The following is a 24,925-nucleotide window of genomic DNA, read 5'->3' on the forward strand; positions in this document are numbered from 1 at the left end:
CTGGGCCAGTTCACCTCCTACATGCAGATGATCCTCGTCGTGTCCGCGCTCGTGTCGCTCGTCATCCAGGAGTGGGGCACGGCGGTGGTGCTGCTCGCCCTGTCCGTCGTGAACGCGGTCATCGGCCTGCGCCAGGAGGGCAAGGCGGACAGCGCCATGAACGCCCTCAAAGCCATGACGAAGGCCACCGCGCGCGTCCGCAGGGACGGAAAGGAGGCCGAGATCCCCGCCGAGGACGTCGTCGTCGGGGACGTGGTGCTGCTCACCGCGGGGGACGAGGTCCCGGCGGACGGCCGGCTCGTCGCGGCGACCGCGCTGCATCGCCAGCGACGCCGCGCTCGTCGACGGCGAGGTCGTGGGCGACCCCACCGAGGGCGCGCTGCTCGTCCTCGGCCACAAGGCGGGCCTCGACGTCGCCGCCACACGCGAGCGGCTGCCCCGCCTCGCCACCCTGCCGTTCGACCCCGCGTACAAACTGATGGCCACCTTCCATGCGGCGCACGACGGGCAGGGTCGGCCCGTCGTGCGCTGCTTCGTCAAAGGGGCCGCGCCCGCCGTGCTCGCGCGCACCACGACGGCCCTGTCGGACGGCGCGGGCATCGCCTTCGACGCGGAGCTGCGCGGGCGGGCCGACGGCGAGTGCCGCAGCCAGACCGGGACCGCGCTCACCGTCGACACCTTCGACAGCAAGCAGCTCAACTGGACGATCCTGGCCGAGTTCGTGCTCGCCGTGCTCGTCACGCAGACCGACGCCTTCAACCGCCTGCTCGACACCGTGCCCCTTGGTCTCGGCCAGTTCGGCTGGGCGCTGCTGCCCGCCCTCGCGCTCCTCGCGCTGTGGGAGCTGGGCAAGCTGATCGCACGGCGGAGGTGACGCCGCGGTGCCCAAGGCCCTGCCGATGCCGCCCGGTGTGAAGACGCTGGGCGGCTATCGGCGTTCCTGGCTGGTCAAGGACCTCGTGGCGGGCGTCGTCCTGACCACGCTCCTGGTGCCGCAGGGCATGGCGTACGCCGAGCCGGGGCGGAGCCCCGTGGCCGTGACTACGGTGCGGCGAGGAGGTGCGTGCCCCAGGCCGGCAGGTCCACGTACAGGCCCGTGGACAGGAGTTCCGCGCCGGAGCGCTCGTAGCGGTCGGAGCCGAGGATGCTGGTCAACTGCCAGGGGCCATAGCCCAGTTCGGCCCAGGGAAGGCGGATGCGGCCCTGGGCCCGGTGGTCGGAGAGGTTGACCACCGAGAGGAAGCGGCCCGCCGGCCCCGTCCAGCACGAAGCGATCAGCGCCGCCGCCGAATCGTTGTCCGGCCAGCCCGCGCAGTCGAGGAGCCGCCAGCCGCCCGTGCGCATGCCGCTGTGGTGCACGGCGGAGAGCAGCCGCTCGTGGAAGGAGCGCAGCTCGTCGTCCGACGGCTCGTCGGGACGCCGGTCGAGGAACACCGGCAGCTGCACGTGGCGCCCGGTGAACTGGCCCTCGTGCCACAGCGTCGCGCCCGGCAGCGTGGCGATCAGGGTGGCCGCCGCGCGCTCCTTGTCCGGGGCCATGGTGTGCGCCGCGCGGGGCTCGTCGTGGTTCTCCAGGAAACGGACCAGGCGGCGCTGGTACGTCTCGTCCGCGTGCAGATGGGCGCGGACCGACGCCGCGTCGTGGGCGAGGATCCGGTCGTAGAGCCGCTTGTCGTAGCAGAAGTCGAAGCCCTGCTGCTGAAGCGTCCACTCGAGGTCCCAGTACGCCTCCGCCGCGAACACCATGTCCGGGCGCTCGCGGCGCACCGCGCCGATCACCTCGACCCAGAACTCCTCCACGGGGCGCTTCCCGGCCCGCTCGCCCCAGGTGCGCTCGAACACGTCGTTCGTCAGCAGCATCGCCATGTCGCAGCGCACGCCGTCGCAGAACCGGCCGATGTGGTCGAGGATCTCGACGGTCGAGCGACGCAACTCCGGTGCGAAGGCGTTGAGTTGAATGACGTCGGGCCATGGCGGGAAGAACGGGTCCCGCCCCCGCGCGAGCACCGCGCGCCCCGTGTCCAGGAAGCCGTCCGGGTCCCGCCGCAGATCCTCGGTGTCGCCGCGCACGAACAGCTCGGGGTACTCGCCGACCCACGGGTTGTCGGGGGCGACGTGGTTCGGCACGTAGTCGAGCAGCAGCCCCACGCCCCGCCGGTCGAGTTCGGCGCGCGCCGCGGTGAGGCCGACGGCCCCGCCGAGCGCCCCGTCCACCTCGTAGCGGCGGATGCAGTACGGGGAGCCCGCGATGTCCTGCTCGCCGATGCCGGGGACCGCCGCCTCGAACGCGGCCCGCAGCGCCGGGTTCTGGAGGGCGATCGCGCGACCCTGCGGGCTGCGCTCCCACACCCCCATCAGCCAGACGACATCGACCCCGGACGGGGTGATCTCGTCCCAGATGTCCTTGGGCACGTCCGCGAGGCCGATCTCGTCGCGGCCGAGCCTGCGTCCCGTCTCCCGCAGCCACACCCGGGTGTTCACCTCGTGGATCACGGGCTGCGCCGGTGAAGCGGCCATCGCTGCTACCTCCTTGTGGTCCGCGGCCGGAAGGCGTCGGGGCCCAGCGTGCCGAAGATCTTCATCAGGGCGGCGACGAGACCCGTCCACCCCGTCTGGTGCGAGGCCCCGATACCGGCGCCGTTGTCGCCGTGGAAGTACTCGTAGAACGAGACGAGGTCGCGCCAGTGCGGGTCGTCACGGAAGAGCGGCTGGCCGCCGTAGACCGGGCGGTGGCCGTCCTCGTCGCGCAGGAAGATCCGGGTGAGCCGCTTCGAGATCTCCTCCGCGACCTCGAACAGGTTCATGCGCACCCCGGAGCCCGTCGGGCACTCCACCGTGAGCTCGTCGCCGTAGAAGCCGTACAGATGCAGCAGGGACCGGATGACGAGGACGTTCATCGGCAGCCACACCGGGCCGCGCCAGTTGGAGTTGCCGCCGAACATGCCGGTGTCGGACTCGGCGGGCAGATAGCCGACCTTGTACTCCTCGCCGTGCACCCAGAACGTATATGGGTGCTCCGCGTGGTACCGGGACAGCGCCCTGATGCCGTAGGGGCTCAGGAACTCGTCCTCCGACAGGACCCGGGACAGCACGCGGACCAGTTTCTTCTCGTCGACGACCGACAGGAGCCGGGGGCCGCCCGCCTTCCCGGCCTGCGCCTGCGACAGCGTCACGGACAGCGACGGGTGGCGCGCGGCGAACCGCCGCAGCCGCTCGCCGAGGCCGGAGAGCCGCTCCAGTTGCTGCGGCTGGAAGACCGTGGACGCGCACAGCGGCAGAAGTCCGACCATCGAGCGGACCTTCAGACGCGCCGCCTGCCCGTCGGGCAGCCGCAGCACGTCGTAGAAGAACCCGTCCTCCTCGTCCCAGAGCTCGTCGCCCAGATCGCCCAGCCGGTCCATGGACGCGGAGATCCACAGATAGTGCTCGACGAACTTCAGGACCAGTTCGTCGTACGTCTCGTTGTGCTCGACGAGTTCGAGGGCGATCTGCAGCATCGACTGGCAGTACAGGGCCATCCACGCCGTGCCGTCGGCCTGCTCCAGGGAGCCGCCGGTGGGCAGCGGCGCGCTGCGGTCGAAGACACCGATGTTGTCGAGGCCGAGGAAGCCGCCCTGGAAGACGTTGCGGCCGCTCGGGTCCTTGCGGTTGACCCACCAGGTGAAGTTCGTCAGGAGCTTTTGGAAGGTGCGCTCCAGGAACGCGAGATCGGCGCGGCCGGTCGTCTCCTTCTCCACCGTGTACACGAAGAACGCGGCCCACGCGTGCACCGGCGGATTGACGTCGCCGAAGCTCCACTCGTAGGCCGGGATCTGCCCGTTGGGGTGCAGGAAGGAGTCCCGCAGCAGGAGTTCGAGCTGCTGCTTGGCGAAGTCGACGTCGACGACGGACAGGGCCACCGCATGGAAGGCGAGGTCCCACGCCGCGAACCAGGGGTACTCCCATTTGTCGGGCATCGACACGATGTCGTCGCTGACCATGTGGAACCACTCGCGGTTGCGCACGCCCGGCCGCGGCAGGCTCCACGGTGTCATCTCGTGCTCGGCGAGCCACGTCTCCAGGTCGAACGCGTAGTACTGCTTCGACCAGAGCATCCCGGCGAGCGCCTGGCGCAGCACCCGCGCCTCGTCCTCGCCCGCTTTCTTCGGTGTCAACTCCCGGTAGAACGCGTCCGCTTCGGCGATCCGGTCGCGCAGGACCGTGTCGAATCCGCGGCCCAGGGAGAGCTGGGCACCGGCGGGTCCGAGACGCAGCCGCAACGTCTCGGACCCGCCGGCGGGCACGGTGAGTGTGTGGTGGGCGGCGGCCTTGGTGCCCTCCTGTGCCGGGTTGACGGTGTGCGGCTCGCCCTCGACGACGTGGCGGCCGATGCCGTCCTTGACGTACTGGGTGTCGCTCGCCGTGCCGAACAGGCGCGCCTTGTCGGTCTCGTTGTCCGTGAACAGCAGCTCGGCCGTGGGGCCGCAGCGCAGGTCGTAGCTGCCGAGCCCCGGATGGTCGGCGCGGACCGTGCGGGTGCCGCGCGGGCCCTCGACCGCGCGCACGACCGGTTTGGGCGCCGAGCCCGCATGCTCGCCCCACGACCAGGTGTTGCGGAACCACAGCGTCGGCAGCACGTGCAGCGTCGCCTCGTCCGGGCCCCGGTTGTCGACCGTGATCCGCATCAAGATGTCGTCGTGGTCCGCCTTGGCGTACTCCACCGTCACGTCGAAGTACCGCTGCTCGCCGAAGACGCCCGTGTCGAGCAGCTCGTACTCGAACTCCTGCCGGGAACGAGACCCGTTGACGGCGACGAGGTCGTTGTACGGGTACGCGGCCTGCGGATACTTGTACAGGTACTTCAGGTACGAGTGGCTGGGCGTGGCGTCGAGGTAGAAGTAGTACTCCTTGACGTCCTCGCCGTGGTTGCCCTCCGCATTGGTCAGGCCGAAGGCGCGCTCCTTGAGGATCAGGTCGCGGCCGTTCCACAGGGCGAGCGCCAGGCACAGCCGCTGCTTCTCGTCGCAGATGCCGCCGAGGCCGTCCTCGCCCCAGCGGTAGGCGCGCGAACGCGCGTGGTCGTGCGGGAAGTACGCCCAGGCGTCGCCGCCGGGGCTGTAGTCCTCGCGCACCGTGCCCCATTGGCGCTCGCTCAGGTACGGGCCCCACAGCCGTGAGCGTTCGACTCCGTCGTTCGTCGGGCCGATCCGCCGCTGCGACTTCATGTGGCCTCCCATGTTGCGGTTCTCCGGCGTTGCGGTCGCGGGGCTCTGCCCCGGGCCCCGCGCCTCAATCTCCCCCAGCTAGCGCTGGGAGGTGCCCCCTGCGGGGCTTGATGTGTGTGCTCGGCCAGGTGCGTCAGTCTCGGCAGAGGAGCGGGGGCCGGCCTCACCTTCCAGGGGTGAGCCGTGTTCGCGGGCCGACAGCGTGATCGCGATCTCGTACGCCGCGAGCAGCACCGCGATCACGAGGAGCGCGGTCCACGACGACAGCAGGATGGACACCAGGGCCGCGACGACGGCGCCGCCGACCCGCAGAACGTCCGCGTGAGCGGCGATCCACGGGCGCAACTGGCCGCCTGTTCCCAGGTGTTGACCCGCCCGCGCGATCCCGTGGCCGGTGGCGCGGGCGCCCTGCAGGGTCCAGCGGCGCAGCGCGGACGGCAGCCGCCCGGGGCCGACCAGGTAGCACAGGACGGCGACCGCGATGCCGAGCCACAGGAGCTGATCGCCCCGTTCGCGCAGCGTCGTGAAGACGGTCCACAGCGCCGAGCGCAGTCCCTCGCGGTAGACGCCCTCCGGCAACTGGCCGAGCAACTGCTCGCGCACACCCCGTAGGACGGCCGTCAGCACCGTGACCGTCACCACCAGCCACAGCCCGAGCTGGAGCAGCGTGCGGCGGCGGTTCGGCGACACCCACAGGGAGCCGGCGAGCAGCACCGGGACCGCGATCAGCAGGCCCACCAGGGCCCGCTTGAACAGTACGACCGCGTCCTGGAGCTGGCCGAGCGTGTGCCGGTCGTAGAGGCGGATCTGCGCGAAGTCCTCGGGCAGGTCCTTGCCGATCGCCTTCTCGATCCGCTGGTGCAGTCCGGGCGGCAGTTCCCCGGAGGACAGCGTCGGAAGGTCGATCTTCTTGCCGAAGACGGCAGGGAGTTCGGTCTCCAGGGAGCCCAGCAGATTGTTGACCACGGGCAGCAGATCGAGCGTGACCGTGTCGCCCTTCACCCGGATGTTCTCGTTGCGCTTCTCCAGCAGGACGACGATCCGCTCGTGCGCGAACCGGTTCGTGGTCCGCCACAGCTCCTGGAACCGCTCGTTCGCGATCAGCTGCGAGACCTTCTCGCGCATGAAGTCGTGCACGGCCCCCGTCACAGGGCCCGCCAGGAACGCGGCGCGCGGCGGCAGCGCCTCGGACAGCCGCCGCTCCACGTCGAGCTGGTCGAAGATCTCGTCCGCCAGGTACTTCGAGACCGCGGCGTTCACCTTCGGGTCCTCGGGCAGCGTGCCCACCGTGGCGATCCAGCGGTCCGTGTTCAAGGTCGTCCGCGAACCCCACACGCCCACCACGGAGGTGACCGCGAGCACCGCGACCAGTGCGATCAGGACCGCGGCGAGCGTGCGCCGGACCACGAACGTCCGGGCGCGGCGCCTGCGTTCGGTGCCCGCGCGGTCGCGGAGCAGTTCGACCTCGGCGCGCAGCCGTTCCAGTTCCGACGCCTCGGCGGACGCCGGGCCGGGCGTGGGCTGCGCGGGGCCGGGGGCCTGTTCATCGCTCATGGCGTGACACCTCCCGCGGCCAGCGTCGCCGCGGTCCGGGGCGCGTTGCTCACCTACGGCGGGTGACGCGGTGCGCGGGCGGCGCCGGTGTGATGCGGGTGGAGATGTTGCCGACAGTCGGAAGGGAGACGCCATGGCGGTCATCGGACCGGTGCAGCTGCTCACCATCGAGTTCGGGCCCGAAGCCAAGTTCGAGGGGCGCATCGTCGAGGAACTGGCGATTCTCGAGGCGAACGAACAGATCCGCGTCCTCGACATGCTCTTCGTCAGCAAGGAGCCCGGTGGCGGCCTGTTCTCCCTCGACTTCCAGCAGGAGGGCATGGGCGAGACCGTCGCCGCCCTGCTCGGCATCTCCCGGGAGCGGATCCGCGCGGTCCAGGAAACGTATCCGAGCCTGGCCGAGGGCAACGCGTTCGGGCTGAGCACCAGCGACATCCGGGAGATGGCCGACTCCCAGGACCCGGGCACGTCGGCGGCGTACATCCTGCTCGAACACGTCTGGGCGAAGTGTCTGCGCAAGGCGGTCAGGGACGCGGGCGGGGTGCCCGTCGCCGAGGGCTTCCTCACCGAGGAGGCCCTGGAACCCGTGGCCGTCGAACTCGCCGCCGCGGCCAAGCGCCTGGGCGATCCCGTCGCCCCCAAACCCACTCCCGTACCCAAACCCGGCAACCGTCCCAGGAGGACCTGATGGCCGAACTCGTCGTACTCGGATTCTCGGACAAGGAAAAGGCCGAATCGGTGCTGCGCCTGGCCGGCGAGCTGTCCCGGCAGGAACTGCTGGAGCTCGAGGACGCAGTGGTGGCCTGGCGCACCATGGACGGCAAGATGCACGTCCACCAGACGCACAGCACCACCGGGGCGGGCGCGGCCGGCGGCGCCCTGTGGGGCGCGCTGTTCGGAATGCTCTTCCTGATGCCGGTCTTCGGCGCGGCCGTGGGTGCGGCCACCGGAGCCGCCGCGGGCAAGCTCACCGACATCGGCATCAACGACGCCTTCGTCAAGGAGACCGCCCACGCCCTCGAACCCGGCCGGGCCGCCGTCTTCGCGCTCGTCCGCCGCACCACACCGGACCGGGTGCGGGACGCGCTGCGTCCGTTCGGCCCCACCGTGATCCACACCTCCCTCACCAAGGACCGCGAGGAGGAGCTGGTGGAGGCCCTCCAGTCCAAGTAGTCACCGGTCGGCCCACGGGTCACCCCTGCCAACGCGCCGTCCCGCACGGGAACTTCACCCGGGTGAGATGGCGCCTGGCATGTGCCGGACGCGGCGCTCCCGGCCCCACACTTGCCTCCCATACGGGGGTGTGGATCCACCGCGCTGCGAAAGCGAGGGTCACCATGGACGAGTGGTCACACCGCACACCGGACGGCGAGCACGGCCCGTGGCAGGCCGACGCCGTGCCCGCGCTGCCCGACTGGATCGTGCCGCGCCCCCGGCTGACCGGCCAACTGGCCCGGGGCGTGCGCGGACCGCTGACCGTGGTCGTCGGCCCCGTGGGCGCGGGCAAGACGGCCCTCGCCCTGGAATGGGCGCACACCCGGCGCCCGCCCTGGCCGCTCGCCTGGGTCGCCTGCGACGGCCCCGCCGAGCACCCCGGCGTGTTCTGGCAGCGGGTGTTCGGCGCGCTGCGCGCCGCGGGCGTCGAGGTGTCCGAACCCGCCGCGAGCGAGGACGGGCCGCTGCTCGTGGCGACCCTCGCCGACTGCCTGAACGGGCAGGACGAACCGGCGGTCCTCGTCCTCGACGACTTCCAGCCCGCCCTCGACTCGCCGATCGCCCGCGGCGTCACCCACCTGCTCCGGCACACCCCCGACAAGCTGCGCCTCGTGGTGCTCGCCCGCCGCGACCCGCCGCTGCACCTCCACCGCGGGCGGCTCACCAGCGAGGTCGCCGAAGTCCGCACCGCGGACCTCGCATTCGACGACCGGGAGGCCGCGGCCCTCCTGGCCCAGCACGGCATCGACGTCACGAAGCAGACGGTGAGCACGCTGCGCCGGCGCGCGGACGGCTGGGCCGCGGGACTGCGGCTCGCCGCGATGTCCATGGAGCGGCGCGGCGACCCCGAACGGTTCGTCGCGCAGCTCGCCGGTGACGACGAGGCGATCTCCAGCTATCTCGTCGAAGAGGTGCTCGACCAGCAGTCTCCCGGCATGCGCAGACTGCTGCTGACCACGAGCATCCTGGACCGGGTGAACGCCGAGCTGGCCGCCGAACTCGCGGGCGACGCCGACGGAGTGCTGTTCGCCGGTCTCGTCCGGGAGAACTCCTTCCTGCGGCCCGTGGGGCAGGGCTGGTACCGCTGCCACCAGATGTTCGCCGACGTGCTGCGGACCTGCCTGCGGCACGAGACGCCCGGGCTCGTGGCGCCGCTGCACCGCACGGCCGCCGCGTGGCTCGCCGAACACGGACTGCTCGCGGACGCCGTGCGGCACCTGTTCGCCGCGGGCGACTGGGACGAGGCGGCCCGGCTCATCGTGCACCGCCTGGCGATCGGGCAGGTGCTCGGCCTGGCCGGGACCCGGCTGCCCGTCGACGAGGGACGGCAGCCGCCCGCCGAACCGGCCGCGGCCGAACCGGAGTCCGTGCTGCTCGCGGCGGCCGTCGCCAGGACCCGCCGCGACGACCAGGCGTGCACCAGGAACCTGGAGCGGTCCGCCGAACTCCTCGACCGGCTGCCGCCGGGGGAGGAGGACCGCCTCGCGCGGTGCCGCCTGTCCCACGCCGTGATCCGGATGGAGCGGCTGCGCTGCCGCGATCCGCGGCGCGCCGGCGACGCGGTGGCCGACGCGGAGGCGGCGGGACCGCACGTGCCGCACACGCTGCTGGCCGAGCGGCCCGAGATCCCGGCCCTCATCCTGTCCGTGCGGGGCAGCGGGGAGCTGCGGGCCGGCAGCCTCAAGACCGCCCAGGTCTCCCTCACCCGGGGGCTCAAGGCGGCGGGCGCGGCGGGCAACGGCGCGCTGCGCCGGGACTGCCTCGTCGAACTCGCGCTCCTGGAGTCCCTGCGCGGCCGGTTCCGGGCCGCGGACGAACTCACCGCCCAGGCCGTCAAGGCGCCGATGCCGCCGTGGACGGCGGGCGAACCCTCGCGTGCCACCCTGCACCTCGTACGCGCCTGGAGCGCCCTGGCACGGGGCGAGCCCGACCGGGCCCGCAGCGAACTGACGCACAGCGAGGCCGCGTTGGGGCAGGCGGCCGACACGTTCCTCGCCGAGCTCGGCGGCGTCGTCGGCCGGATCGCCGCCACAGTGGAGCGCGGCGTCCGGGGCGCCGAGGCCGTCGCGAACGCGGTGACGGTGTCCCGGCTGCCGCAGACGGTGCAGCGCACGGTCGCGCCGACCTGTGCGCGGCTCCTGAACCCCGCGCGGCCCCGGCACGCCGGCGCCGCCGCGCCACCCGAGCGGGACCCGCTCGTGTCGGTTCCCGCCGAGCGGCTCAGCGCCCGCGAACGCGATGTCCTCGACCGGCTCGCGCAGATGATGACCACCGAGGAGATCGCCGACGAGCTGTACCTCTCGGTCAACACGGTGAAGACACACCTCAAGAGCGTCTACCGCAAGCTGGCCGTGTCCCGTCGCTCGGCCGCCGTCCGCAGGGCCCGCGAACTCCAGATCCTTTAGGGCTCGGGCCACGGTTCTCAGACCAGCCCCAACCCCCGGGCCCGGTCGAGCGCTTCGGCGCGCGAGCGCGCGCCGAGCTTGCGGTACACGGCGCGCGTGTGGCTCTTGACCGTGTTGTACGAGACGTAGAGATCGTCGGCGATCTGTCGCAGCGGGACCTCCTCCCGCAACTGCCGGAGCACGGCGAGTTCGCGGTCGGTCAGCCGCTCGGGAGACGGCGGCGCTCCGTTCTGCTGCGGGGCGGGCACCGCGGCGAGCGCGGCCGAGGCGCGGTGCACCAGCGCACCGGCGGCCCGTGGATCGGCCACGTCCCCCGCGATCTCCACCAGGACGCCGGCGACCCACATCAGGCAGGTCGTCAGGGCGGCGTCGGCCGCCGTGCCCTCCTCGTGGAGCGAGCACAGCTGGAGTCGCAGCGCCATCACCCGCCCCGTGCTCCCCGGATCGTGGACCGTGCGTGGGCACAGACCTGTGAGCACGCCCCTCACCTCCCCATGTGGAGGGCATCACCCCACCACGGTGGGGCCCGCGCGAACGCGAAGAAAGGGGTCTTCCGCGCCGATTTCGGGGAGGTACGACTTCGTTGTGAGAGCCGAACGGCCCCTACCCACGCGCCGCGCGCGGCCCCGGCAGCCGGCGGACCTCGAGGAGTTCGAGGCCGAGGCCCTGGATGCGGTCGAGGATGCCGTACAGGGCGGCCTGGTCGAGTCCCGCGCCGACCAGCACCGTCTCGGCGGGGCGCAGCACGACCGTCAGCTCGCCGAACGCCGACCGGAAGGCCTCGCCGAGCCTGCCCCGGACGCGGATCTCGAAGTCGCCGCCGCCGGAGGGCGTTCCGGCCGGCTCGCGGCCCGGACCCGTGTGTGACCCGGCCATGACGTCACCTCCAGTGCGAGCGTCGTCCCGCATGCCATTGTCCCGGCGACCGCACCGTCGAGGGCATCACCTCGGACGGGTGACAGCCGCACGCGGGAGGGGGCTCATCCGCTGCGGGTGAACCGGTTCCGGTGGTGCGGGCCGCATGCTCCGAGTGCATCGAGTCCGGATCCATCGAGACCGAGGAGGAGGGTGCGACATGCCCGATCAGATCTCGCCGGGCCGGGCGCGCTCCACAGCGTCCGAGCCACAGCCCCGCGTCCGTCCGGCCGCCGTCGGCGGAGTGGTCTTCGCCGCGTTCGTGATGGGCGTCATCGGCGCCTATCACGCGATCGCCGGCCTCGCCGCGGTGCTCAACGAGAACTTCTACCAGGCGCAGGACGACTACGCGTTCGACTTCGACGTGAACGCCCGCGGCTGGGTGCAGATGATCACCGGGGTCATTGTGTTCGCCGCGGCGGTCAGCCTCTTCAGCGGCCGCACCTGGGCACGGATCGTCGTGATGACCATCGCCGCGGTGAGCGCGCTCGAGAACTTCTTCTTCACCCCGTACCAGCCCGTGTGGTCGGCGATCCTCATCGCCCTGGACATCCTGGTGATCTGGTCGCTCGCCATGTACGGGCGCAGCGAGGCGCACAAGGTCTACGGGGCGCCGCTCTAGCCGCTCTAGTCGCTCCTGCCGCTCGCGCCGCTCCCGGCGCCTGGGTGCCGCCGCACCGTCAGGGCGAGGGACGCGACACCGCGCCAGTCCAGCGGCGGGCGCTCCCGGTACGTTCCCGGGCGCCGTCTCGGCACGAGCACGCGCAGCGCTCCGGGCCGCACTTCGATGCGTACGGGAACGTCCATGCGCACCGCCTCGCCATCGAGGCCGACGGGGATCGAGTCCCGGTCGGCGTCGACGACCACCGCGTCGGCGGTCCGCGCCGTGAAACCGGCGGACCGGCTGCCCCGCAGCAGTCCGGCGGCCTGCGCGGCGCTCGTGACGCGCACGGCGACGCAGCCGAGGACGCCGCCGTCGAGCCGGGTGCGGCGGCCGAGGCCCGCGATGTCGTGGGCGCCGTACGGGTTGTTGCTCACCAGCAGCGCCTGCGGGTCCGTGACGTCGTGCCCGCCGACCCGCGCGGTGAGCTCCGGGCCCTGGTGCCGGGCGAGCAGATCGGGCAGCAGGTCGAGCGTGGTGCGGGTCTTGCCGTCGCGGTAGGCGGGGCTCTGCACCACCTCGGCGTAGGCCCCGAACGAGACGTTGTTGACGAACGGCCGGCCGCCCGCCCGGCCGAGGTCGACCCGCAGCTCCACGCCGTCGGCCAGCGCGTCAAGGGCGGTGGCAGGGTCCTCGCGGTCCAGGCCCAGGTCGAGGGCGAAGTGGTTGCGGGTCCCCGCGGGGATCACCAGGAACGGCAGGCCGAACTCCGCGGCGACGTCCGCGACGAGGGCCTGTGTCCCGTCGCCGCCCGCGACGCCGAGGAGATCCGCCCCGGCGGCGGCGCGCTCCCGAGCCAGCGCCGCCACGTCGACCGGCTCAGGACCCGCCAACAGCACGACGTCCGCGCCGAGTTGCTCCGCCTTCGCGTGCAGCCCGAAACGGTCGACCTTGCCGCCGCCCGAGCGCGGATTCATGATCAGTACCGGCCGGTGGACCGCGGGCGCCGCCGCCTCGGGCATCGGGGCCGGGGCCGAGCGCGGCCCGAGCGCCGCCCGGCCCGCCCCCGCGGCGAGCAGCCACAGGCCGCCCGACATCAGCACCACCCACACCAGATGTGCGCGGGCGTACGCGACCACCACCCACACCGGCGCGGCGAGCGCCAGGAGCAGCGCCAGATACCGCGCGGGGCCCCGCCTGCTGAGCACCCACCACACGGCGGCGGCCGTGACCGCGGTGCCAAGGACCCCCGCGCCGAACAGTGCGAAGGTCCGCGCCCCCGCGAAGCCGGCCAGGACCAGCACGGCGCCCGCCGCGGCGGCCAACGACGCACGCGCCAGCCACCGTTGACCCTGCCCGTCGTCCCGCGTCGTCGGTTCCATGACCGCCAGTCTGTGACCGGGAGACCTCCGGGGACTCACCCTCGGAAGGCGACCTCACACCGGCGGGGTGACGTCGCGGCGCCCGGCCCGGCGCACGGTGTGCACAGCCAGGAAGGAGGCCGCCATGACGCAGATGACGAGCCGTGGCCCCAGTGCGCGCGAGCGGGCGGACACGGGCAGGTCCGCGAGGTCCCGCGTGCCGCGCTCCGGGCACGCCGCCTACGCTCCCGCCGCCGACCGCCCCGACCCGGTCGACATCCTGGAGCAGCAGTCGGCGGCCAGGCTGCCGGAGCTCGTTCCGATCCGCTACGGACGCATGCTGGAATCGCCGTTCCGGTTCTTCCGGGGCGCCGCCGCGATCATGGCGTCCGACCTCTCGCACACCCCGGTCACCGGCCTGCGCGCCCAACTGTGCGGCGACGCACACCTGTTGAACTTCCGGCTGCTCGCCTCCCCGGAGCGGCGCCTGATGTTCGACGTCAACGACTTCGACGAGACGCTGCGCGGGCCGTGGGAGTGGGACGTCAAGCGGCTCGCCGCCAGCATCGTCATCGCGGGCCGCGGCAACGGCTTCTCCCGCTCCGAGCGGGGCCGCGTGGTGCGGGCCACCGCGGCCTCGTACCGGCAGTCGATGCGGCGGTTCGCCACGATGCGCACGCTCGATGTGTGGTACTCGCGGATCGAGGCGGAGGAGCTGTACGCCGCCGTGTCCGGGAAGCTGGACGGCCGCACCAGGCGGCGGATGTCGCAGGCGCTCAGCAAGGCGCGCGGCCGCGACCACCTCCAGGCCCTGGAGAAGCTCGCCCACGTCGTCGGCGGCGGGCCGCGGCGCGCCCCCCCCCCCCCCCCGGGCCCCCCCCCCCCCCCCCCCCCCGCCGGCGGCGCACGCAACCAGCTGGGAGCGCCCGTGATAGACCAGATAGAGCGGTGACCGCGCACGCTCACCGCCGAACGCAGGGCGCTGCTCACGCAGTACCGGGTCGTCGACATGGCGCGCAAAGTCGTCGGGGTCGGCAGCGTGGGCACCCGCTGCTGGATCCTGCTGTTGCTCGGTGGCGACGGCCGCGATGTCGACGATCCGCTGCTGCTCCAGGCGAAGGAGGCGGGGCCCTCCGTGCTCGCGGAGTTCGCGGGCCCCGCGGCCCACGCAAACCAGGGCGAACGCGTCGTCGTCGGGCAGCGCCTCATGCAGGCGGCCGGCGACATGTTCCTCGGCTGGGAGCGGGTCGAAGGGCTCGACGGGCGGCAACGCGACTTCTACGTACGGCAGTTGCGGGACTGGAAGGCGATTCCGCAGGCGGACCTGATGTCGCCGCGCGTCATGGGCCTGTTCGGCCGGGCCTGCGGCGCGACGCTGGCCCGCGCCCACGCCCGTTCGGGCGACCGCCTCGCCATCGCCGCCTATCTGGGCCGCTCCGACCCCTTCGACCGGGCGCTCGCCCGCTTCGCGGAGGCCTACGCCGACCAGAACGAGCGCGACCACGCGGCGCTCGCGGCGGCCGCGCGGGACGGCAGGGTGACGGTGGAGTCAGCGTGAGGCGGCGGCCGTCGTGCCGCCGAGCCGGTGGCGCAGGAACTCCTCCTGAGTCAGGACGCGCCCGACGGCCACACCGAACACCACCATGGTGAAGAACACGATCAGCCAGGACAGCACCGTGAACACCGAGCCGAGAGCCCCGTAGCGCTCCACGCTCATCCGCAGCGCCCGCGGCAGCCACAGCCCCGACAGCCCGCAGAACGCCACCACTCCCGCCGCCGTCAACAGTGCCCCCGGTAGCAGCGGCAGCCACGGCACCCGCCCGGCGAGCAGCAGATGCTGGGTCCACCACCACATCAGCGCGGCCGCCGCGAACTGCAAGGGGTAGCCGATGACGGCGCCCGCGTCGAACGCCCGGTGCAGCGCGCCCTGCACGATCAGCATCGCCACCCACACCAGCAGCCACACCGCCCACCGCCACGCCACGAACCGCACGGCGGAGCGCGGCAGCTCCCAGGCCCGCTCGCACAGCCGTTGCAGGGCCCGGGTGAACGCGGTGGCCGAGAGCAGCGCGACCAGCACGCCCGCGGCGCCCCAGCTGTGCAGAGCCGCGTCGCCGCCTCCGGTCATGTCCTCGGCCTGCCGCACGACCGGCCCGGACGTCCCGATCAACGTACGCAGCGAGCGCAGGAGTTCGTGCCGCACCACCGGCGGACAGAACGAGGCGAGGGCGATGAGCATCGGCAGGGCGGCGAGGAACGCCTGCGCGGCGAGCCGCGTCGCCATGTCCAGGATCCCGACGCGCACCAGCTGCTGCCCGATCCGGCCCGCCAAGGGCCGGGCGGCACCCGTGATCGTCATGACACCGTCCTCCCCGGGCGGGGGACACACGCTCCCGCCGGGCACTGTCCGGGCGCCCGGCCGCACGTCGCCCACGCCGGGTGACAGCACGGCCGGATGTACGCTCCACGGATGGCTACGCACGAGCGGGAGATCGTGGATCCGGTGGACCTGTGCCGCCCCGACGGCAGTCTCGACCCGGCGGCGGTCGGCTGGTCGCGGGTGCCCGTGCACCGCGCCAATCTGCGCGGGTGGGGGCGGACCAAGCGCTGGGAGCACTGGTGCGTGACCACCCCGACGCATCTCGTCGCGCTGACCGTGAGCGATCTGGACTTCCTCGCCCTCAACTCCGTCTATCTGCTCGAATTCGGCTCCTGGGGGCGGGAGTTCGAGCACGCCGCCATCGTTCCGTTCGGGCGCGGGGTGCGGCTGCCGGACCGGATCGCGGGCCCCCCGGGCGTCGCGGACGTCGTGGTCGGACCCGCCAGGCCGACCGGCGGCCAGGTCCGCATCGAGATTCGGGACGAGGCGGGCGGCGTCCGGCTGCGCGGCCGGTGTCTGACGCCCGACCGGCTCCCGGTCGACATCGACCTGCTGGTCGCGCGCCCGGAGGGCCACGAGTCGCTGAACGTCGTCGTGCCGTGGGACGCGCGGCGGTTCCAGTACACCTCGAAGCAGACCGCGCTGCCCGCCACCGGCCGGGTCCGGATCGGCGCCGAGCGGCTGGAGTTCGGCGCGGGCGAGAGCTGGGCGGTGCTCGACCACGGGCGCGGGCGCTGGCCGCGCACGGTCGACTGGAACTGGGGCGCCGCCTCCGGACGCTCGGACGGGCGCACCCTGGGCCTTCAGTTCGGCGGCCGGTGGACCGAGGGCACCGGCTCCACCGAGAACGGGGTGTGCGTGGACGGCCGGCTCACGAAGATCGGGGAGGAGTTGGACTGGCGCTGGTCCACCACCGACCCGCTCGCGCCCTGGACCATCCGCACCACCGCGTCCGACCAGGTCGACCTGGTGTTCACGCCGTTCCACAACCGGTCCTCGCACACGGACCTCGGGCTGCTCGCCAACCACACCGACCAGCGCTTCGGGCACTACGACGGGCGCGTGCGCACCGACGACGGCACCGAGATCGCCGTGCGGGACCTGCTGGGCTGGGCCGAGGACGTGCGCATGCGCTGGTGACCCGCGCCCTGCCCGTGCGGCCCCGTCCCCGGTGGGCGGGGCCTTCGTGTGCCCGGATTTCCCCTGCTCGCGCCCGTGTTTGCTTAAAGGTGATCGAAACAAGCCTTGACCCGTCAACTTCGAGCAAATAGCGTCCTTGCATTCCGGTCGACCCTTCACCAGGAAGGCTCCCTGTGCGCAGGCGCTCTCTCCTCGCCGCGGCCGCCACGACACTCGCGGCGGCGCCGCTCGCGTCCGGCTGCGGCCCCTCCTCGTCGAACGCCCCGGCCGCGGGCGGCGGCTCACGGCGCGGCCACCTCACGTACGGCGTCTGGGACGTCTATCAACTGCCCGCCATGCAGCGCGCGGCCCGGGCCTTCGAGCGCTCGCGGCCGGGCGTGAGCGTCGACGTCCAGCTGACCCCCAACGGGACGTACTGGACCAAGCTGCGCACCGCCTGCACCGGTGGCTCCGCGCCCGACGTGTTCTGGATGAACGGGCCGAACTTCGGCATGTACGCCGACGCCGGTCAGCTGCTCCCGCTGGACACCGACGGCGACGACGCCGTGCTGCGCACCGGCGACTTCCCGGACGACCTCGTCTCCCTGTACCGCTGGAAGGGCACCCAGTACGGCGCTCCGAAGGACTTCGACACCGTCGCCCTCTGGTACAACAAGGAACTCTTCGACCGGGCCAAGGTGCCCTATCCGGACGCCAGTTGGACCTGGCAGGACCTCATCGAGCACTCCCAGCGGCTCACCGACCGGGGGCGCGGGATCTACGGGGTGGGGGCGCCCGTCCGCGCGCAGGAGAACTACTACAACTCCATCCCCCAGGCCGGTGGTCGGGTCATCTCCGAAGACAAGCGGGAATCCGGGTACGCCGACGAGCGGACCCGCGAAGGGCTGCGGCTGTGGATCGACCTCATCCACCGCTACCGCTCCTCGCCCACTCTCCAGCAGATGGCCGACACCGATCCCACCCAGATGTTCCAGTCGGGCACGCTGGCCATGACCTACGAGGCGTCCTACAACGCCGCGACCTTCTACGCCGACCGCGAGCTGCGGGCCAAGGTCGACGTCGCGCCGATGCCCAAGGGGAAGCACCGCGCCACCGTGCTGCACGGCCTCGCCAACGTCGTCTACGCCCGCACTCCGCACCCCGAACTCGCCCGCGACTTCGTCCGGTTCCTCGGCACCGAACGCATCTCCCTGCTCCAGGGCAAGTACGGCACCGCGATCCCCGCCCGCAACGGCACCGCGCGGCCGTGGGCCGCGGGCATGCCGCACTTCAACCTCCAGGCGCACCTGGACGCGCTCGACGACGCGGTGCTCTATCCCAGCTCCGCCAACAGCGCCGCCTGGCAGCACAAGGAACAGATGTGGCTCGCCAAGGCGTGGGCCGGAGTCGAGAGCCTCGAATCCGCCACCGACTCGCTCGCGGACGCCATGAACCAGCTGCTCGCGCAGGAGAGGAAGGGCCAGGCCTGATGAGCGTCGACACGCAGGCGAAAGCCGCCGTACCCGCGCAGCGAAGTCACCAGGAGCCCCTGGACCAGAAGGCGCTGCGGCGCCGTGAGCGCAAGTTCGCGCACCGCGACAAGTGGTGGGGATACGCCCTCATCGCCCCGGCCGGGCTCGGTCTCGCCGTCTTCTACCTGTGGCCCGTGGTGCAGACGCTGTACTACAGCCTCACCGAATGGGGCCCCTTCGGCGGGACGACCTGGATCGGGATCGCCAACTACCGCACGCTCGTGGGCGACCCGGAGTTCTGGCAGTCCCTCGGCAACACCGCCGTCTACACCGGACTCGTCCTCCTCGGCATCCCGCTGTCGATGGTGATCGCCGTCCTGCTCAACCTGAAGGGGCTGCGCGGCACCGGCATCTACCGCACCCTGTACTTCCTGCCGGTCGTCACGATGCCCGCCGCGGTCGCCGTCGTGTGGCGCTGGCTCTACAACGGCGACGCCGGCATCCTCAACCACGCGCTGTCCACGGTCGGCATCGACGGCACCCACTGGGTCTCCGACCCCGGCACCATCCGGATCGCGGTCGCCGTCGTCGGCGTGTGGATGACCGTCGGGTACAACATGATCCTGCTGCTCGCCGGGTTGCAGTCCATCCCCGGCGACTACTACGAGGCCGCCGCCCTCGACGGCGCGGGCCGCCTGCGGCAGTTCTTCTCGGTCACCCTGCCGCTGCTGAGCCCCACGCTGTTCTTCACCACCGTGCTCTCGGTGATCCAGTCGCTCCAGGTCTTCGACCTCGTCTATCTGATCCTGGGCGCCAACACGCAGAACGCGCTTCAGAACCCCGCCTACGGCGAGGGGCAGACCGTGGTGATGCTCTTCTTCCAGAAGGCGTTCTTCGACAACCAGCGCGGCTACGGCGCCGCGATCGTGAGCGTGCTGTTCGTCCTCATCATGGCGCTGACCGCCGTCCAGTTCAGGCTCCAGAAGAAGTGGGTCCACTATGCGTAAGACGGACATGCGCCAGGGGCGGATCTGGCCCGCCCACGTCCTGCTCGTGCTCGGCGCCGTGGTCACCGTGTTCCCGCTGCTGTGGGAGCTGCTGACCTCCTTCAAGAGCTTCGGCGAGTCCGTGCGCGTACCGCCGACGATCCTGCCCGCGCACTGGGACTTCTCGAACTACGCGAAGGTCTTCGACGGCGTCCCGTTCGGGCAGCAGTTCGTGAACACCCTGGTCATGGCGCTGCTGCGGACCGCCGCGCAGCTCCTGCTCTGCTCGATGGCCGCGTACGCCTTCGCCCGGATCCGCTTCCCCGGCCGCGGGCCGATCTTCCTCGGGTTCCTCGCCGTCCTGATGGTGCCGGGGCAGCTCTTCCTGCTGCCGCAGTACCAGATCATGCAGAGCCTCGGCTGGCTCGACTCGATGCAAGCGCTCGTCGTCCCCGGCATGTTCTCCGCGTTCGGCACCTTCCTGCTGCGCCAGTTCTTCATGGGGCTTCCCGAGGAGGTGGAGGAGGCGGCCCGCCTCGACGGCGCCAACCCGTTCACCGTCTTCTGGCGCATCGCGCTGCCGCTGGCCCGCCCCGGCCTGCTCGCGCTCGGCATCCTCACGTTCCTGTGGTCCTGGAACGACCTGATGTGGCCGCTGATCGTCAACACCGACCCGGCCAAGATGCCGCTGTCGGCGGGCCTCGCCTCGCTCCAGGGCGCCCACCTCACCGAGTACCCGGTGCTGATGGCGGGGTCCCTGCTCGCCACGCTCCCGGTGATCGTGGTGTTCGTCGCGATGCAGCGCCAGTTCATCCAGGGCATCGCTTTCTCCGGCATGAAGGGCTGAACCACGCATGACCACCGAACTCCGTACGGACGAGCCGCAGCACACCCCCACGCCCACCCGCGACCTGCGCCTCGGTGTCATCGGGCTCGGCCTGCGCGCCACCGTCGCCCGCGAGGCGCACCGCCCCGGTGAGGGCTCCGCCGTGGTGGCCGTCGCCGACACCGCTCCCGGCATGTTCGACCGGGCCCGCGAGTGGTTCGGCGACGACGTGCACACCCACGAGAGCCACCGGGCCATGCTCGACGCCGAGGACCTCGACGCCGTCTTCGTCATCACCCCGGACCACACCCACGAGGAACTCGCCGTCGACCTCCTCGAAGCCGGGGTCGCCGTCTTCGTCGAGAAGCCCCTCGCCATCACCACCGAGGGCTGCGACCGCGTCCTGGAGGCCGCCCGTACCTCGGGCTCCCGCCTCTACGTGGGCCACAACATGCGGCACATGCCGGTCGTCCGCGTGATGCGCGAACTCATCGAGCGCGGCGAGATCGGCGAGGTCAAGGCCGTGTGGTGCCGGCACTTCGTCGGGCACGGCGGCGACTTCTACTTCAAGGACTGGCACGCCGACCGCCGCAACACCACAGGACTGCTCCTCCAGAAGGGCGCCCACGACCTCGACGTCATCCACTGGCTCGCCGGGGCGTACACCGAGCGGGTCAGCGCGCTCGGCGGGCTCACCGTCTACGGCGACATCGCCGACCGCTCGGGGCAGGCGCCCGGCGCCACCATGCCCGACTGGTACGACCCCGAGAACAACTGGCCCCCGCTGTCCCTCACCGGCCTCAACCCGGTCGTGGACGTCGAGGACCTCTCCATGATGGTGATGCGCCTCGAAGGCGGCATCCACGCCAGCTACCAGCAGTGCCACTACACGCCCGACTACTGGCGCAACTACACGGTCATCGGCACCGAGGGCCGCCTGGAGAACTTCGGCGACCACGGCGACACCGCCGAGGTCCGCGTCTGGAAGCACCGCAGCGGCTACCGCGCCGACGCCGACCTCGTCGTCCCGATGCCCTCGCCCGGCGAGGGCGGGCACGGCGGCTCCGACCCGCTGCTCGTCGCCGAGTTCCTGCGCTTCGTGCGCGAGGGCGGCGCCACCGACACCAGCCCCGTCGCCGCCCGCGAGGCGGTGGCCGCGGGCGTCGCGGCCACCGAGTCGCTGCGGGCGGACGGGCAGCCGGTGACGGTGGAGCGCGTCGCACCGGAACTCGCCGACTGGTTCACGAGCGGCCAGAGCTGAGGGCCCTGGAACCCCTCACCCCGTCCACGACCAGTTCGCGACCTCCGGAAGATCCGTGCCGTGCTCGCGGATCCATGCGTGGTGCCGGGTGCGCGCGTCGGCCATCGTCTGGCGCACCGCCGTGGCGCGCACACCGAGCCCCGGCACCCGGTCGATGACGTCCATGACGAGCCGGTACCGGTCGAGATCGTTGCGCACGACCATGTCGAACGGCGTGGTCGTGGTGCCCGACTCCTTGTAGCCGCGTACGTGCAGGTGGGCATGGCCCGTGCGGCGGTAGGCGAGCCGGTGGATCAGCCACGGGTAGCCGTGGTACGCGAAGATCACCGGCTTGTCGGCCGTGAACAGCGCGTCGTACTCGAAGTCCGGCATGCCGTGCGGGTGTTCGCCCTGGGGCAGCAGGCGTGTCATGTCGACGACGTTGACGACCCGCACCGCGAGCTCCGGCAGCTGGGTGCGCAACAGGCCCGCCGCGGCGAGGACTTCCTGCGTCGGCACGTCACCGGCGCACGCGAGGACGACGTCCGGCTCGCGGCTGCCGTCCTCGGTGCCGGCCCACTCCCACACCCCGGCGCCGCGCGCGCAGTGCGCACGGGCCTGGTCCAGGGACAGCCAGTCGAAGCACGGCTGCTTCCCGGCCACCACGACATTGACGTAATCGCGACTGTGCAGCACGTGCTCGGCCACCGACAGCAAGGTGTTGGCGTCCGGCGGCAGATAGACCCGTACGACGTCGGGGCTCTTGTTCAGGACGTGGTCGACGAAGCCGGGGTCCTGGTGCGAGAAGCCGTTGTGGTCCTGGCGCCAGACGTGCGAGGTCAGCAGGTAGTTGAGGGAGGGCAGCGGGGCCCGCCACGACAGCTCCCGCGAGGTCTTCAGCCACTTGATGTGCTGGTTCACCATCGAGTCGACGATGTGCACGAACGCCTCGTAGCAGGAGAACAGGCCGTGCCTGCCGGTGAGGTTGTAGCCCTCCAGCCAGCCCTGGCAGAGGTGCTCGGACAGCACCTCCATCACGCGGCCGTTGTGCGCCAGGTGCTCGTCCGTGGGGAGCGTGCCCGCCTGCCAGGCCTTGCCGGTGGCGTCGTAGACGGCCTGGAGCCGGTTGGACGCCGTCTCGTCGGGGCCGACGATGCGGAAGTCGCGGCGGTCCGCGGTGTCCCTCATGACTTGGGCCAGCAGGTCGCCGAGCACCCGGGTGGGCTCGTGGAGCGCGGTGCCCGGCTTGTCGACGGGCACGGCGAAGCGCTCCAGCGGGGGGAGCGGCAGCTCGCGGGTGAGCAGCCCGCCGTTGGCATGCGGCGTGCCACCGAGGCGCCGGGTGCCCTCGGGCACGTACGAGAGGACCTGCTCGGTGGGGCGGCCCTCGGCGTCGAAGAGCTCCTCGGGGTGGTAGGAGCGCAGCCACGCCTCCAACTGCCGCAGGTGGTCCGGGTTCTCGCGGACACCGGGCAGCGGCACCTGGTGGGAGCGCCACGTGCCCTCGACGGGTTCGTCGTCCACGCTCGCGGGCCCCGTCCAGCCCTTCGGCGTGCGCAGCACGATCATCGGCCAGCGGGCCGGCTCGGTCGTCCTCCCTTCCCGGGCCTCGCGCTGGATCCGGGCGATGCGGTCGAGGGCCTGGTCCATGGTGCGGGCCAGATCGCGGTGGACGCGCAACGGGTCGTCGCCGGACACGTGCAGGGGCTCGTGCCCGTATCCGCGAAGGAGCTCGTCGAGCTCGGCGTCGGGGATGCGGGCGAGCACGGTGGGGTTGGCGATCTTGTAGCCGTTGAGGTGCAGGATCGGCAGGACCGCCCCGTCGTGCACCGGGTCGAGGAACTTGTTCGCGTGCCAGGAGGTCGCGAGCGGCCCGGTCTCCGCCTCGCCGTCGCCGATGACACAGGCGACGAGCAGACCGGGATTGTCGAGGGCGGCGCCGTAGGCGTGCGCGAGGGAGTAGCCGAGTTCGCCGCCCTCGTGGATGGACCCGGGGGTTTCGGGCGCGACATGGCTCGGCACCCCGCCGGGGAAGGAGAACTGCTTGAACAGCCGTCCCATGCCGGCGGCGTCCCGCGTGACGTCCGGATAGGTCGCCGAATACGTCCCTTCCAGCCAGGAGTTCGCGAGCACGGCGGGCCCGCCGTGGCCGGGACCCCAGACGCACAGGGCGTCGAGGTCGCGCTCCTTGATGACGCGATTGAGGTGCGTGTGCACGAGGTTGAGGCCGGGGGAGGTGCCCCAGTGGCCGAGCAGACGCGGCTTGATGTGGTCGGGCGTGAGCGGCTCGGTGAGCAGTGGGTTGTCGAGGAGATAGATCTGGCCGGCCGCGAGATAGTTGGCGGCACGCCAGTGCGCGTCGAGCGCGGCGGCCTGGTGCTTGGAAAGATCCTTCGCCATGGCAGCTCCCTCAGTGGCGGCAGCGGTGTGCTCGGCGCCGCCAGTCTGCCGCCCGGCCCGGCCGCGCACGAAGAGCCCTTGTGGCCATCGTGCCAATCCCGGCGCCGGGCCGCCCGAGGGGAGCGGGGCGGGCCCAGCCGGTGCGGCCGCCCTCAGTCGCCGCTCAGCGTCCGGAACGGGGTGCGGCCGTACGCGTCCCGGTACAGCGCCGCGAAGCGCCCGGTGTGGTGGAAGCCCCAGCGCGCGGCGATGCCGGTGACCGTCGCGTCCGCCGGGTCGGCGGCCAGCAGCTCGGCGTGCGCGTGTGCCAGGCGCACCCGGCGCAGATGGGCCAGCGGCGTGGTGTCCAGATGTCGCCGGAACGCGTACTGCAGCGCCCGCACGGTGACATGCGCGGCCGCGGCGATCTCACCGACGGTGAGCGGCTCGTGGGCGTGCTCCTCGATGTGGGCGACGGCGCGCCGCAGGGTCGCGGAGTGGGCGTCGTGCCGGTCCGTCCCCGTCGGCCGGGCGAGCGCCGTGCTGGGGAAGGCGCCGAGGACGCTCGCCGCCAGGTACTGGGCGGCCGTCGAGGCGATCAGCGGCTCGGTGGCGATCGCGGGGTCGGCCAGCACGTGGTCGCGCACGTGCACGATGGTCCGCTTCAGGTGGTCGGCCGCGGCGGCGGAGACGGGCCGGTGGCCGGTGAGCCGCACCGGTCCCGGCGCCGCTCCAGGCGCGGAGGTGGCGACCTGGTTCAGGAGGCCGGGGTCGAGCATGGTGATGTTGTACCGGGCGCCGCAGATCCGCCCCTCGTAGGGCAGTTCGGGAGGGGCGAAGGAGACCATGTCGCCCGGTCCGAAGTTGTCCTCGACATCGCCGAAGGCGTGATCCTGGATGGTGCCCTCGTGGACGAGGCACAGACAGATCTTCTGAAGCGGCGTCACCTCGTAGCGCATGTCGAAATCGAGGTCGAGTTCGTCGACGGTCACGCCCGGCAGCCACTCGCGCCGGATCCGCGTCCTGCTGGACTCGGGCGTGCCGTTACCGATGCGCATCCGCGCATAGTGACGACTGAGGAAATCCTCGGTGACCCCGATGTCGCTGCTGTCGAAATGCAGTGTGCTCATGTGTGCCGCGCTCCCCACTGACACATGCCCGGTGCGGTCAGCCTACGACCGGCGGCGCGGCGGCTGCCATGCCGCGTACCTGCGGGTGCGTGCGTGTGCCGCGTTTCGTTTTCCGGATGGACCTCGCCGGACACTTCG

Annotated in this window: 19 protein-coding genes and 2 pseudogenes; 12 read left to right on the plus strand and 9 right to left on the minus strand. The window is 72.0% G+C overall.

The window, feature by feature from the left end:
• Window positions 1-174: 174 nt before the first annotated feature.
• Window positions 175-252 (plus strand): annotated as a pseudogene (locus tag ACIA8D_RS27935) (hypothetical protein); the annotation flags it as partial.
• A 103-nt stretch (window positions 253-355) separates the two neighbouring features.
• Complete coding sequence (locus tag ACIA8D_RS27940; RefSeq protein WP_399236501.1) at window positions 356-874, plus strand: cation transporting ATPase C-terminal domain-containing protein; 519 nt, start codon at window positions 356-358, stop codon at window positions 872-874.
• Between the two features lie 167 nt (window positions 875-1,041).
• Here the strand turns inward: ACIA8D_RS27940 and ACIA8D_RS27945 are convergent, their stop codons facing one another.
• From ACIA8D_RS27945 to ACIA8D_RS27955, 3 genes are all read right to left on the minus strand, one after another.
• Window positions 1,042-2,517 (minus strand): alpha-amylase, encoded by a 1,476-nt coding sequence (locus ACIA8D_RS27945; protein ID WP_399236503.1) that lies wholly within the window; start codon window positions 2,515-2,517, stop codon window positions 1,042-1,044.
• A gap of 5 nt (window positions 2,518-2,522) precedes the next feature.
• Window positions 2,523-5,204 (minus strand): MGH1-like glycoside hydrolase domain-containing protein, encoded by a 2,682-nt coding sequence (locus ACIA8D_RS27950; RefSeq protein WP_399236505.1) that lies wholly within the window; start codon window positions 5,202-5,204, stop codon window positions 2,523-2,525.
• A gap of 78 nt (window positions 5,205-5,282) precedes the next feature.
• Window positions 5,283-6,758 carry a hypothetical protein gene (locus ACIA8D_RS27955; RefSeq protein ID WP_399236507.1) on the minus strand — a complete coding sequence of 492 codons (1,476 nt, stop codon included), beginning with the start codon at window positions 6,756-6,758 and terminating at the stop codon, window positions 5,283-5,285.
• 133 nt (window positions 6,759-6,891) lie between these two features.
• Between ACIA8D_RS27955 and ACIA8D_RS27960 the strand changes: the two genes are divergently transcribed.
• The 3 genes from ACIA8D_RS27960 to ACIA8D_RS27970 all read left to right on the plus strand — a co-directional run bounded on the left by ACIA8D_RS27960 (window position 6,892) and on the right by ACIA8D_RS27970 (window position 10,378).
• Window positions 6,892-7,446, plus strand: coding sequence for a DUF1269 domain-containing protein (locus tag ACIA8D_RS27960; protein ID WP_399236509.1), 555 nt, complete (start codon window positions 6,892-6,894; stop codon window positions 7,444-7,446).
• Complete coding sequence (locus ACIA8D_RS27965; protein ID WP_399236511.1) at window positions 7,446-7,931, plus strand: DUF1269 domain-containing protein; 486 nt, start codon at window positions 7,446-7,448, stop codon at window positions 7,929-7,931. Before ACIA8D_RS27960 ends, ACIA8D_RS27965 begins: the two co-directional genes overlap by 1 nt.
• 164 nt (window positions 7,932-8,095) lie before the next feature.
• Entirely contained in the window at window positions 8,096-10,378 is a 2,283-nt protein-coding gene (locus ACIA8D_RS27970) for a LuxR C-terminal-related transcriptional regulator (protein ID WP_399236513.1), read from the plus strand.
• A 17-nt stretch (window positions 10,379-10,395) separates the two neighbouring features.
• Here the strand turns inward: ACIA8D_RS27970 and ACIA8D_RS27975 are convergent, their stop codons facing one another.
• Together ACIA8D_RS27975 and ACIA8D_RS27980 are read right to left on the minus strand one after the other, a co-directional pair.
• Entirely contained in the window at window positions 10,396-10,800 is a 405-nt protein-coding gene (locus ACIA8D_RS27975; RefSeq protein ID WP_399236515.1) for a response regulator transcription factor, read from the minus strand.
• Between the two features lie 181 nt (window positions 10,801-10,981).
• Window positions 10,982-11,254 (minus strand): hypothetical protein, encoded by a 273-nt coding sequence (locus tag ACIA8D_RS27980; RefSeq protein ID WP_399236517.1) that lies wholly within the window; start codon window positions 11,252-11,254, stop codon window positions 10,982-10,984.
• Between the two features lie 199 nt (window positions 11,255-11,453).
• Between ACIA8D_RS27980 and ACIA8D_RS27985 the strand changes: the two genes are divergently transcribed.
• Window positions 11,454-11,915 (plus strand): hypothetical protein, encoded by a 462-nt coding sequence (locus tag ACIA8D_RS27985; RefSeq protein WP_399236518.1) that lies wholly within the window; start codon window positions 11,454-11,456, stop codon window positions 11,913-11,915.
• Window positions 11,916-11,920: 5 nt separating this feature from the next.
• Here the strand turns inward: ACIA8D_RS27985 and ACIA8D_RS27990 are convergent, their stop codons facing one another.
• Window positions 11,921-13,276, minus strand: coding sequence for a diacylglycerol/lipid kinase family protein (locus ACIA8D_RS27990; protein ID WP_399236520.1), 1,356 nt, complete (start codon window positions 13,274-13,276; stop codon window positions 11,921-11,923).
• A gap of 124 nt (window positions 13,277-13,400) precedes the next feature.
• Between ACIA8D_RS27990 and ACIA8D_RS27995 the strand changes: the two are divergent.
• Window positions 13,401-14,813: pseudogene (locus ACIA8D_RS27995) on the plus strand (DUF2252 domain-containing protein).
• Here ACIA8D_RS27995 and ACIA8D_RS28000 read toward each other — a convergent pair.
• Window positions 14,805-15,614, minus strand: coding sequence for a YhjD/YihY/BrkB family envelope integrity protein (locus ACIA8D_RS28000; RefSeq protein WP_399236522.1), 810 nt, complete (start codon window positions 15,612-15,614; stop codon window positions 14,805-14,807). The pseudogene ACIA8D_RS27995 and the gene ACIA8D_RS28000 sit on opposite strands and share 9 nt — an antisense overlap.
• A gap of 111 nt (window positions 15,615-15,725) precedes the next feature.
• Between ACIA8D_RS28000 and ACIA8D_RS28005 the strand changes: the two genes are divergently transcribed.
• The 5 genes from ACIA8D_RS28005 to ACIA8D_RS28025 all read left to right on the plus strand — a co-directional run bounded on the left by ACIA8D_RS28005 (window position 15,726) and on the right by ACIA8D_RS28025 (window position 21,299).
• Window positions 15,726-16,775: a DUF2804 domain-containing protein gene (locus ACIA8D_RS28005; protein WP_399236524.1), complete on the plus strand. Its 1,050-nt coding sequence runs from the start codon at window positions 15,726-15,728 to the stop codon at window positions 16,773-16,775.
• Window positions 16,776-16,948: 173 nt separating this feature from the next.
• Window positions 16,949-18,244 (plus strand): ABC transporter substrate-binding protein, encoded by a 1,296-nt coding sequence (locus tag ACIA8D_RS28010; RefSeq protein ID WP_399236526.1) that lies wholly within the window; start codon window positions 16,949-16,951, stop codon window positions 18,242-18,244.
• Entirely contained in the window at window positions 18,244-19,233 is a 990-nt protein-coding gene (locus ACIA8D_RS28015; RefSeq protein WP_399236528.1) for a carbohydrate ABC transporter permease, read from the plus strand. Before ACIA8D_RS28010 ends, ACIA8D_RS28015 begins: the two co-directional genes overlap by 1 nt.
• The gene (locus ACIA8D_RS28020; protein ID WP_399236529.1) at window positions 19,226-20,059 is read left to right on the plus strand and encodes a carbohydrate ABC transporter permease; all 834 of its coding nucleotides are present in this window, start codon (window positions 19,226-19,228) and stop codon (window positions 20,057-20,059) included. The genes ACIA8D_RS28015 and ACIA8D_RS28020 overlap by 8 nt, the downstream gene beginning before the upstream one ends.
• Before the next feature lie 7 nt (window positions 20,060-20,066).
• Window positions 20,067-21,299 carry a Gfo/Idh/MocA family protein gene (locus tag ACIA8D_RS28025; RefSeq protein WP_399236530.1) on the plus strand — a complete coding sequence of 411 codons (1,233 nt, stop codon included), beginning with the start codon at window positions 20,067-20,069 and terminating at the stop codon, window positions 21,297-21,299.
• A gap of 15 nt (window positions 21,300-21,314) precedes the next feature.
• Here ACIA8D_RS28025 and ACIA8D_RS28030 read toward each other — a convergent pair whose 3' ends face one another.
• Entirely contained in the window at window positions 21,315-23,678 is a 2,364-nt protein-coding gene (locus ACIA8D_RS28030) for a phosphoketolase (protein WP_399236532.1), read from the minus strand.
• A gap of 152 nt (window positions 23,679-23,830) precedes the next feature.
• Window positions 23,831-24,787 (minus strand): helix-turn-helix transcriptional regulator, encoded by a 957-nt coding sequence (locus ACIA8D_RS28035; RefSeq protein WP_399236534.1) that lies wholly within the window; start codon window positions 24,785-24,787, stop codon window positions 23,831-23,833.
• Between the last annotated feature and the right edge of the window lie 138 nt (window positions 24,788-24,925).

Origin of the sequence: Streptomyces sp. NPDC051684, from assembly GCF_044453445.1 — a bacterium.
In the GTDB taxonomy this organism is placed as follows: Bacteria; Actinomycetota; Actinomycetes; order Streptomycetales; family Streptomycetaceae; genus Streptomyces.